The organism is Blautia hominis, from assembly GCA_002270465.1.
GTDB classification, from domain to species: Bacteria; Bacillota; Clostridia; order Lachnospirales; family Lachnospiraceae; genus Blautia; species Blautia hominis.
This window is the reverse complement of the sequence record NQOF01000004.1, coordinates 103,886-114,968: the sequence shown is the minus strand read 5'-3', so window position 1 is coordinate 114,968 and position 11,083 is coordinate 103,886. Positions and strand designations below refer to the sequence as shown.

The 11,083-nt window shown below is 42.4% G+C and carries 8 protein-coding genes; 3 read left to right on the top strand and 5 right to left on the bottom strand.

The window, feature by feature from the left end; translation table 11 throughout:
- Window positions 1-63 precede the first annotated feature (63 nt).
- Window positions 64-1,521, top strand: a complete 1,458-nt coding sequence (locus tag CI595_RS14880) for a response regulator (protein ID WP_162291885.1) — start codon at window positions 64-66, stop codon at window positions 1,519-1,521.
- 4 nt (window positions 1,522-1,525) lie between these two features.
- On the opposite strand, the gene CI595_RS14875 is transcribed toward CI595_RS14880, so the two are convergent.
- The 4 genes from CI595_RS14875 to arfA all read right to left on the bottom strand — a co-directional run bounded on the left by CI595_RS14875 (window position 1,526) and on the right by arfA (window position 6,212).
- Entirely contained in the window at window positions 1,526-2,356 is an 831-nt protein-coding gene (locus CI595_RS14875) for a carbohydrate ABC transporter permease (RefSeq protein WP_095174426.1), read from the bottom strand.
- Window positions 2,357-2,368: 12 nt separating this feature from the next.
- A complete protein-coding gene (locus tag CI595_RS14870) occupies window positions 2,369-3,262 on the bottom strand; it encodes a carbohydrate ABC transporter permease (protein WP_095174425.1) in 894 nt (297 codons plus the stop codon).
- 91 nt (window positions 3,263-3,353) lie between these two features.
- On the bottom strand, window positions 3,354-4,682 hold the full coding sequence (locus CI595_RS14865) for an extracellular solute-binding protein (protein WP_095174424.1): 1,329 nt from the start codon (window positions 4,680-4,682) through the stop codon (window positions 3,354-3,356).
- A gap of 18 nt (window positions 4,683-4,700) precedes the next feature.
- Window positions 4,701-6,212, bottom strand: coding sequence for an arabinosylfuranosidase ArfA (gene arfA, locus CI595_RS14860; RefSeq protein ID WP_095174423.1), 1,512 nt, complete (start codon window positions 6,210-6,212; stop codon window positions 4,701-4,703).
- A gap of 182 nt (window positions 6,213-6,394) precedes the next feature.
- Here arfA and CI595_RS14855 point away from each other — a divergent pair, with 182 nt between their 5' ends.
- Window positions 6,395-8,200 carry a cache domain-containing sensor histidine kinase gene (locus CI595_RS14855; protein WP_147737729.1) on the top strand — a complete coding sequence of 602 codons (1,806 nt, stop codon included), beginning with the start codon at window positions 6,395-6,397 and terminating at the stop codon, window positions 8,198-8,200.
- Between the two features lie 81 nt (window positions 8,201-8,281).
- Window positions 8,282-9,721, top strand: a complete 1,440-nt coding sequence (locus CI595_RS14850; RefSeq protein ID WP_095174421.1) for an FGGY-family carbohydrate kinase — start codon at window positions 8,282-8,284, stop codon at window positions 9,719-9,721.
- Window positions 9,722-9,939: 218 nt separating this feature from the next.
- Here CI595_RS14850 and CI595_RS14845 read toward each other — a convergent pair whose 3' ends face one another.
- Window positions 9,940-11,082 (bottom strand): hypothetical protein, encoded by a 1,143-nt coding sequence (locus CI595_RS14845; protein WP_095174420.1) that lies wholly within the window; start codon window positions 11,080-11,082, stop codon window positions 9,940-9,942.
- Between the last annotated feature and the right edge of the window lies 1 nt (window position 11,083).

Here is an 11,083-nt window from a genome sequence, read left to right as displayed (position 1 = left end):
TAGTATATTATTATTTACAGTAAGTTCCACTTAATGTCTTTTATTATCTGTAAGGAGAAAAATGTGATTGTACTAATTTGTGATGACCAGAACTCAGTTCATACCTTTCTGGAAAATGCTATCAACTGGAAATCCGTGAATATAGGAAATATCCTTCATGCCTACAATGGAATACAGTGTCTGGAAATACTCAAGTCTCAGACTCCTGATCTGCTGCTATTGGATATCCGCATGCCGCAGTTGACGGGAATAGACATTTTGAAAGAAATCTCCAGACTGCATCTTCATACGATCACTATCATATTAAGTGCATACAGCGACTTTACTTATGCCAAAGAGGCCTTAAAGCTGGGCGCTTTTGACTATGAACTGAAGCCTATTGACGCCCCAAAGCTGACGCAGATCATTACCGGTGCCCTAGAACATCAGATGTCCGAATATCTGTCTTATCTTTACAGATACATAAACGGAAGCAGTTTGGAAGAGACCATGATCTGCCGGATACTTGACCGACTGGGAATACACCGTTTTCTGGGTATTCTTTCTGTTCTGCCTGTAACCCCCCACGCCAGTGAAAGCCTTCAGCTAAGTGAATACCTTCAGGAATCTTATAAATACATCATTCATCTTAATGACACAGAACTGTTTATTTTAAATCCATTTGATGGAAATGATTATCAGGAAGCAATACATTCTATACAGGAGCAGCACCGTGAACTCTGTCAGATCATGCCTGACTCGGAACTGAATTTTTCCGTGAGCCTACCGGGAGAAGGGATCTCCTTTTTAAAGACTTCCCTGGCTCAATGCCGCAAGGCCCTTCACGAACAGTTTTATTCACGTACCGGATTTTTTGTGTTTTGCAGTCATCCGGCCTCTGACACACTACAGGCAGACCTTTTGCAGTTCCGTCTGCGCATCTATTCCTGTCTGACCAATGCCAACGGCAAAGAAAAAATCCCCCGGATTTTAGACAATATGTTTGAGCTGTTCACTCAAAACCGGCTGGATTTTGATGAACTGACTGATATTTGCTTTGATATCCTCTATTACAACATTTCTGTGATCCTCAATCAAAATTCCGAATTTGAATTTGAGCTGAGACGTAACATTAAAAACTGCAGATCACTGGATGAACTTCGCAGCCTCATGGAAAACACCCTGATGCTTCGGTTTTTCAGCAATGCCGCCGATGTGACCGAAAAGACGCCCATCCAGAATATCTACACCTATCTGCAGAAGAATTTTGCGGAAACTATCAGTCTGGAGGATCTGTCTAAAAAATTTTTCATCAGCAAATACGCACTCTGCCGAGGATTCCGGCAGGAATATCAAGAGGGACTTTGGGATTATCTGAAACGTCTCCGTATGGAGCATGCCCATCTCCTTCTGACCACTACAGACCTGAAAATTTATGAGGTAGCGGAACGCTGTGGATTCGCTGATGCCAACTATTTCAGCAGCACTTACCGGAAATACTATGGCCATACAGCGTTTCACGCCAAAAAAGATAATAAGTAGTTCCCTATTCCTTGATCCCGCTGAAAGCCACACCTTTGACAATTTGTTTCTGAAAGATAAAAAATATGATCAATACAGGCAGTACCGCAATTACTGTTGCTGCCATAGAATATGCCATACTCATATCTGACTGGCCTCGGAAGAAGACAATCCCCACCGGCACAGTCATGATATTTTCATTGGTGATTGCGATAAACGGCCATATAAAGTCGTTCCACTGCTGTAAAAAGGTAAATATCATAAGAGAAGCCATGGCGGGTTTCATAAGCGGAAAAACAATTTTCCAGAGTATCCTAAAGGAATTTGCCCCGTCAATCTTTGCCGCTTCAAACAAGGCTGCAGGCAGTCCATCCATAAACTGCTTTAAGAGGATAACACCAAAGGAAGAACCCAGTCCCGGAAGGATAAGTGAAGCATATGTATTTAACAGTCCCATCTGCCTAAACAGCAGGTACATGGGAATCATAAGACTGTGGATTGGAATCATCATCCCCGCCATTACGATCCAAAACCATACCTTTTTCCCGGGAAATTCAAACTTTGAAAACCCATAAGCTGCCGTCATTGACAGCATTGCACCGCCTAAAGTAACTATACTGGAAACAAGAAGGCTGTTTAAAAGCCAGCGGAAAATATCAGCCTGTTCACTGGTAAAGACATACAGGAAATTGTCAAAGGTAAATGGGGGCGTGAACCATGTTCTGATATCCGTAACAACAGAATTTAAAGGTTTTACAGACACGATCAGTGCCCACAGCATGGGAACCCACCAGATAACTGCCACACATACGGCGATCATGGTCACGACAATTCTCGAAACTTTCTTTTTCTTCATATAACGCTCCCCCTAATCTACAAATTTTCTGGCTGCCCTGGAGGAAATGGTAAACTGAATCCCGGAAACCACCAGTATAATAATCATCAGGAAGATGGAAGCAGCCGAAGCCCGGCCGATTTCAAATACACGGAATCCCTGCTCGTAGAGGTACTGAATATAAGTTCTTGTAGAGCCTGCCGGGTCCCCTCCTGTAAGCAGAAAGATTTGTCCAAATACTTTGAAAGATGCTATCAACTGTAGGAACAGAATCGTAATATGTACCCTGGACAGAAGAGGCAGTGTTATGTATCGCACTTTCTGCCAGTAGGAGATTCCGTCCAGAGCGGCACACTCGTAATACTCCTCCGGTATCTCCTGCATCCCGGCAATATAAAGTATCATGTTAAATCCGCCGGCCCACCATAATGTCTCCAGTACGATCACAACCCACACCAAAGAAGGTTTCATGAGCCAATATATCTCCCCCTTCTGGCCAAGGATTCCAAGCGCTTTCAGTATGTTATTGATAAGTCCGGTATAGGGCTGGAACATATACAGAAATATATAAGCTACCATGGACACAGCCATAACCTGAGGCGCAAAGAAGCTGGTTCTGAAAAACCCTCTGACAGGCAGTCTTGGATGTTCAATAAGCAAGGCCAGCAGGAAGGGCACGCCTATCAGGATCGGGGTTGATATCACCACAAATAATGTAGTATTGCCAAGTGACTGCCAGAAAGTTTTATCTGAAAACAGCCGAAGATAGTTACTGATCCCTACAAATGAGGCCTCCCCCAATATCTTATAGTTGGTAAAACTCAGCATTCCTGTAAGGATCAGCATTCCAAATGTAAACACCAGATAGAAACAAAGGAATGGAAGAAGATACAGAAATCCTTCTAACTTTTTCACTCTTTTAACCACATAATCCCTCCATTCTCATTTTTAACAAAGCCCGGATCCTCATCCGGGCTTTGCCAAGAAGTAAATTGAATCTTATTTATCCGCAAGTCTGCTAATTAAATGACGTAGTAAGCCTCTGGGTTATCTCTTCAAAACACTGCTCCGGCGTCACCTCCGCCCGTGCCAGTTTCCCAAGCGGCTCATTGATTTCAGCAGAACCCTTTAAAGCAAACGGGGCAGTCCCTGTAAAAGGTGTTGCATATTCCACTGCCTCCTTGAAATATGGATGCATAGGATAACTGTTGAATAATTCTGTGTCCTGAGCGGGTACATAGGCCGGAACAGAGCCTGCCTCTGCCCATTGGTCACTGTTCTCGCAGAACCATTTAACAAATTCCAGCGTTGCTTTTGTGGTTTCAGGGCTGCGCTGCTCATTATTGGGCAGCACAAAGGTATGGCTGTAAATTGCAGTCTTGTATACATCCCCGAATTTCGGCAGAGACATAACTCCATACTCATCGCCAAGATTCTGATGCAGATAGTTCATCTGCCAAGCACCTTCCATAACCATGGCAACCTTCTTCTGTATCAGAAGGTCAGATATATTTTCCACATTTTGAAGTCCGCTTTGATTGATTTCTTGATAGGCCTCTAAAGCTTTCAATGTGGTACCCTCATCAGCGATCCATTCTTTACCGTCTTCCGATACAAACTTTCCTTCCCCGCCGAACTGATAATACAAAGAATTAAATAAATACATGGGTATGGAACCTGACGTCGCTACCGCAAACCCCGGTACATCCAGCTTTTCATCCAAAGTTTTTACAACTTCCAGGAAGCTGTCCACACCGTCACCTATGTTTAACAGGCCATTTTCATCTGCAAGTCCTGCCTCAGCTACCATAGTCTTATTGTAGTGGACCATCAACTGCAGACAGTCCATAGGAACCGCGTAATACTTGTCATCACTCTTTAACTGGTTAATCTTGTCAATATAGTTGTCAAACTCAATCTTAACGCCGGTCTCCTCACATGCCTCATCAATAGGAACAATAATATTTTCCTTGATCAGGCCATTCACATATTCGTCATGAGAATTACACAGATCCGGTGCCTGCCCCCCTAATATGGCAGTTTTAATCTTTGTATAATAATTATCCCAATCCTGAGTCACCAGATTGACCTTTATTTTTCCCGCATATTCTTCGTTAAATTTAGATACCATTTTAGTCATGGTCTCCCCGTCAGCACCTCCGAACAAAGACCAGTATTCAATTTCTACTGCTCCGGATGTGCTGTCCTCCTTAACCTCCTCTTTATCTGTACTGTCTGCCGCCGGCGGGGTATCCTGTTTTTCTGCCTCTCCTTTATTTCCGCATCCTGCACTCATAAGTACCAGCCCTAATGTCATTGTCAAAGCTAAAACCTTTTTCATCTTCATAAGATCTCCTCCCTAATATTAAAATTCAAATCTGATAACATGCCACGAACTCTTTTCCAGTATAGCCGTATAAGTTTCCCCCTCAACATTTCCTGCCGGCGCCCTGTGTGGTATCACCTTATCCGGTTGCTCCGCTGTATTGACTGCCTCCAGGTCCTCATTGTGATATACAATATGTTCCACCTCTTTCAATCCTTTAAAACCTCGGAATATCATGTCTGTCTCTACAGCATTTTCCATATCACGGTTTAAGACAAAAAGAGATAACCTGCCCTTTTCTTCATCAATGACCGCCGCGCTGTCCAGTACAGAAATATTCTCGTATTTATCGGTACTATATTTGGGGCTGTCCATGATCACCTTTAACGCGGTTCCTCTTCCGTAAACAGAAGTGTATAGGAAGGGATAGAAAATAGTCTGCTTCCATGCCTTACCGCCTTTTACGCAATTAAAAAGAGACAGATGATTGACAAGCTGTGCCTGACATGCGATTTTTACTCTGTCACTGTGGTTAATAAAGGACATGAGCATGGCCCCTGTCAGCAGCGCGTCTGCAAAACTGTAGCTTCCCTCACTGACCGCATTTTTATCGCTCCAATCGAATTTCCATGCTGCCCGGCTGGCCATCTCCTCTCTGTTCCAGATTCCCCACTCATCAAAAGAAAGATTAACATCCTTCTTCCCTCTGGCTTTTGCTTTCACACAATCACAGACAGCAGTTACGGTTTCAATCTGCCTGTCCATCTCAATGCTTCCCGCGAGAAAATCTTTCATATCACTATCCACAACCGAAAAATAATTATGGAGTGAAATGTAATCTGTTACCTCGTAAGCCTCCTTCAGGACTTTATAATCCCAGGAGGGATATGTAGAGATACTTGTGTTGCTGGAACCGCACAACACCAGTTCTATATTTTTATCCACTTTTTTCATCAGGCGCCCGCTCTCCACAGCAAGCCTTCCGTATTCCTTGGCTGTCTTGTGGCAGATCTGCCATGTACCGTCCATTTCGTTTCCTAGGCACCATGTTTTAACCCTATAAGGTGCCGAAGCTCCATTTTTCTTCCTCAGATCACTCCAGTAACTTCCCCCTTCATAGTTACAATACTCTACCAGATTCCTTGCTGCATCGGCACCTCTGGTCCCCAGGTTTACTGCCATGTTAACCTCTGTTCCCGTTTTGGCAGCCCACTTCATATACTCATCTGTCCCGATATGATTGGGTTCCTCTGCAATCCAAGCCAGGTCAAGCCTTACAGGCCTGTTCTCCACCGGACCGATTCCATCCTCCCAGTTATATCCTGAAAGAAAGTTGCCTCCGGGATACCGAAGCATGGGAATCTGTAATTCCTTAACCAGCTCGATCACATCTTTTCGGAATCCATCCTCATCTGCCAACGGATGATCCGGTTCATAAATCCCGCCGTATACAACTCTCTCCATGTGTTCAATCATAGAACTGTAAATCCTTTTATCTACCTGTCCTATTTCATACTGGCGGTCAAGATAAAGCTTCCCCTTGTTGTGCATTTTTTCCTCCTTTTCCTTTCTTCTGTTATTTGATAACGCAATAATAACAAATATATTATCTATTTTTAATAGAATTTATTGCAATTAAACAATAATATATTGCGTACATCCCGTAATTAATTGAATCTGTATAGTCATTATGATAGGATATATTTACATCACAATATATTGGAGGGAAACATTTGAAAACCACGTTTAAAAAACGAATGCGGCAATACTTTTCCGATAAAAGTAAATCTTTTATCTATAAATTTGCTTTTTTCTTTTTTTTCTGTAATATGATACTGATATTTGGGGCAAGCGCAATTTTTTATAAAAATACGGTACAGATAATTCTTGACTCTTCCTATCAGTATACCTACACCATTATGGAGCAGGCCCGATACAATTTTGATACTTATATGACATCCCACAGGGCAATCCTGAACTCTATCGCAGAAAATGATATTTTAATAAGCGCCTCACAATGTTATGAACGGGGGGATATCGACAATACCATAAAATACGAAACCCGTATTGTGGATACGATTAAAAGTTCCCGTGAAAATCACCCTGATATCCATGATATTGTCATTGTGATGGACAACGGACTTCTTGTAAACCGTGAGTCAGGCTGGGGGATGAATATGGAATATCCTTTTCCGGAAACCGAATGGTATCAGAATGCATTACGATATGACCGGAATTCCCCAACTAATATTTTCTATATGCAGACAGATTTCTATAAGCCCTATTCTTCTAACCAAGGGGAGTCTGTAGTTGTAATCAGCCAGCCTGTATATAACTATCTGCAGCAAAAAGTTGGCGCAGTCTTTTACTTGATCAGCCTGGATGGTTTCTGGACCAGTGTTCTGAATGGTTACCACTCCCAGTACGGAGATCTGGTTCTTACCAATCAGGAAAATAAAATTATCGCTCACAGCAAAAGAGGAGATGAGGGACAGAATTTCCCTCATATAGAGGATGCTATACTGATCAAGGACGATACGGAACCTATAAAGGGAAATCCCGCAGAGCCTATATTACTGCTTCTACCCTCCAAAACCTCTGCATGCAATGTTCTCTGTTCCATTAATATTGACATTAATAAAGAAACCTCCCTGCTCCTGCAGTGCATCGTTCTTATTGTCATCTTATTTGTGGCGGTAAACCTTTTTATCACCTTATACATATCCAGGAATCTGAACCGGCCAATACATTCTCTTGTCACCGATATGAAAGGGCTTGCCGCTGCGGACCAGAAACTGCTGAATGGCAACTACAGATATACGGAGCTACTGTTTATTGCCAATAACTTCAATTTACTGCTAAAGGATATCAAAGATTTAAATGACCGGCAGACGGAGATGCAGATAACTTTGCAGAAGGCCAAAAACCAGATCCTGATATCTAAGATCAACCCCCACTTTTTGTTTAACAGCCTTCAGCTCATTCAGACAGAAAATCTTTATGGGTCAAAGGAAAAGACAAACAGCATCATCCTCTCTCTGTCCAATCAACTCCGTTATAACATCTATGATGACAGCGATGATATGGTTCCTCTATGCCGTGAACTGGAACGTGTATCAGAATATCTTCATCTGTGCAGTGAGATATTTGAAAACAACCTGGATATTAAAATAGATATTCCTGATTCCCTTATGCCTTGTTGTATTCCCAAATTTACTCTTCATACACTGGCAGAAAATTCTATTAAACACGGCTTTCACGGAACACCGGAAAACGGTTTGATCCATATATCAGGAAAAGATCTCGGTGCTATGATGGAACTGTCTGTGGAAGATAACGGTACAGGTATCTCAAAGGAACGCCTTGCGCAAATACGCTCCAGTTTAAAAAACGGCACCCACCCCGGCATAGGACTTTTAAATCTTACAAAACAGATGGAATATTTTTATGGAGACAATTACAGAATTGATATCCAATCCAACAAAGCCGCAACCTGTGTGACCGTGCGATTCCCTGCAGACAGAACTAACGTCAATTGAACGAAAAAGACTGCGCAAGGAAAAAGTCCCAAGCCGCAGCCGTCTGTCGGCATCAGGATTACAGAAAAGAAAGGAAAACAAATGAAAACAGAAGTATTGATTGGAATTGATGCAGGATCCACTCACCTGAAAGCTGCGCTCTATACCCTCAAGGGTGAGCTGATTGCCATTAAACACAGCAGGGTCATGACTTACCACTCCCAGCCCTCTTTTTCTGAATATGACGCAGAAGAGATTTTCACACAATTGTGCCGCAGCTTTAGGGAGCTTCTTACCCCTGAATACAGACCCGTGGCTGTGGGGATCTCTTCATTTGGAGAAAGTGTTGTGCCTGTAGACTCTAATGGAAATGCTTTAGACCGGGCGGTCGCATGGTATGATATGCGGGGTCAGGATCTGATCGCCGGTTTTGCCCGAGAATACGGAGACTCCAGACTTTATACTCTGACCGGACAGCTTCCCAGCGGCAAATTCACATTATCCAAACTTCTATGGATGAAGAGAAATACACCTGAATTTCTTGGAAAGGTACACCGCTTTTTATTTATACAGGATTATTTGGCTTCGCGCCTTACAGGTAATCTATGCACAGATTTCTCCCTTGCATCCAGAAGCATGATGTTTGACATCTCCCGTCTTAAATGGTCACAGGAACTGCTCTCAACATGCGGCCTGGAAGAAAAACAGATGCCCATTGTTATCCCCTCAGGAACCGCTCCCGGAAATGTTACGAAACAAGCATCCCTTCTGACCGGTCTGCCCTGTGGAATTCCCGTAATATTGGCCGGCCACGACCACGCCAGCGCGTCGGTTGCTGCGGGTATTGGAGAAAACAATGTAGTGTTAGACTCTCTCGGCACCTCTGAAACTTCCATCTTTACCGGCTGCCACCCCGAAAGCAAGGCACTGCATTCATGTGGAATCGGATTTTATCCCTATGTTCAGGGAAAACAGAGATACCTTTCCTCCATACAGGGATGCGGATTCTCTATTGAGTGGATGGCCCGTTTACTCTTTGAAGAGCCTGTGTTTCCAAAATTTTTTGCGGCTGCAGGCTCTGCTATTGAGAAGTCACTGGATTCCCCTCTGTTTTTTCCCTATCTGAGAGGGCTCCAGGAGGCGCCAAAAGCTTCAGGTTCTATAACCGGGTTAAAGGATGTTCATACAAAAGAATCCCTCTGCTATTCCGTATTGGAAGGGCTTTGTTTTGAATACAAACGACGTATGCAAAGTGCTGAGGCCGTTTCAGGGATTACTTTTTCCCGTGTCCGGGTCGCAGGCCGGTTATCCCAGGAAGCTGTCTTTATGCAGTTAAAATCTGATATTCTGAGGAAACCCGTAGAAGTATTGGCCCAGCCCGAAGCAGTCAGCCAGGGGGCTGCCATACTGGCAGGGAAATACTGTGGGTGTATCACTTCCTGGGAACCACATATCCAGACTGCTTTCTTGCCATGTAAGTGCGGGGGGCGGTATGAGGAAAGATATAAGAAATACTTGTTGGGGGTGGATGGATTTTTGTAAGTATTTTATCAATGAATAACCTATGGTTGTTTATTGTAAATGGGGTGTTTATATTTGAAACTCTGAAAAATTTAAAGGCTGTTGCCAGCATGTGCAACAGCCTTTAAATTTCTTATTCAATATTACGAATTTTTGATATCTGTCACTAAAGCAAGAACGATGAACGGGGACGAGGCCATAAGAAATCCTATTCCCAAAACTTATGATTTTATGAAATATTATGGTATTTTATACCATTGTTTGGAACTAACAGCAGGACTATCCCCCCACGTTCCTCCATCAATATAAACAAAGTATTCCTCACCCACCTTACACAAATCCCCCCTTTGCAGATTGGATTTTTGCTCATTTTCCTCAAATACTACTATGTTCCCAGTAAGTTTTTGAGTATAAAACCAATTGTACGCGTCCCCACCCGGACCACTACTTGCCTGGTCCTTAGTTAAATTAAGCTCCTTATTAACAATATAATAATTTCCATCTTTATACTGAAAGATACCACCTGCTTTTATATCTATATTTTCCCCATCCTTCAACTGTGCTATCTCTTCTTCAGTGGGCCAATAACTGTTTCCAACTACAATATCTGTTCCGGGGAAAGTTTCTGTCTCAGAATCTTGCGGGCCCTGAGAACTACCATTCCCTGTTCCGGGACCATGAATTTTATCAAAGTCATCACTACTCTGAAAATTATAGCATTCTACATATCTAGTAGCTGAATAATTACTATATTTATTTTGCTGATGCTTTAATGTTAAATCAATTTTAATCACATTTGGTAAATATTTTTCGCCACTTGGATCAGCCAGCGAAAACTGCAGCTTATCTATTTCATAACCCAAATATACATTTTCATCAAAAGTCCAGTTAACAGGCTCATAAATAACCTTTTTTTCACTCCCTTCCTGCGTTGTTTCAACTCGATAATAATGGATGATCAACTGATTTATATTGGAAGTTTTATATTTATCACTAGTTATATAAATATGGCTGCCAGTACCATCATATAAATCTATCTTAGCTCCACCATCATCTATAACTAAAGTGTATTCTGAGCTAGTACTCGATTTCTCTGGCCCCTCCCCGTGTATCTGTTTTATACTCACTTGTGCCCCTGCTATTTCACCAACAATCTTATCCATCAAAGTATCTGAAACTTGCCTTCCATAGTTGATTCCCTGAATTTTATGATACAAATTCATTGCAGAGGCCATTACCTGACATGAAAGCACGACAAATAAACTGATAAGTGCAAAAGTAACTATCAGTTCTAATAGTGTAACACCTCTTCTATCAGTAAGAGCATTTCTAACTTTTTTTCTAGATACCCTAAAAAATTTCTTCTGTCCTACCTGTTTCATA

Excerpts from the sequence above, each read along its gene's own strand:
- CI595_RS14875 (WP_095174426.1), bottom strand. The coding sequence starts at position 2,356 with ATGAAGAAAAAGAAAGTTTCGAGAATTGTCGTGACCATGATCGCCGTA.
- CI595_RS14865 (WP_095174424.1), bottom strand. The coding sequence starts at position 4,682 with ATGAAGATGAAAAAGGTTTTAGCTTTGACAATGACATTAGGGCTGGTA.
- arfA (WP_095174423.1), bottom strand. The coding sequence starts at position 6,212 with ATGCACAACAAGGGGAAGCTTTATCTTGACCGCCAGTATGAAATAGGA.
- CI595_RS14850 (WP_095174421.1), top strand. The coding sequence starts at position 8,282 with ATGAAAACAGAAGTATTGATTGGAATTGATGCAGGATCCACTCACCTG.
- CI595_RS14845 (WP_095174420.1), bottom strand. The coding sequence starts at position 11,082 with ATGAAACAGGTAGGACAGAAGAAATTTTTTAGGGTATCTAGAAAAAAA.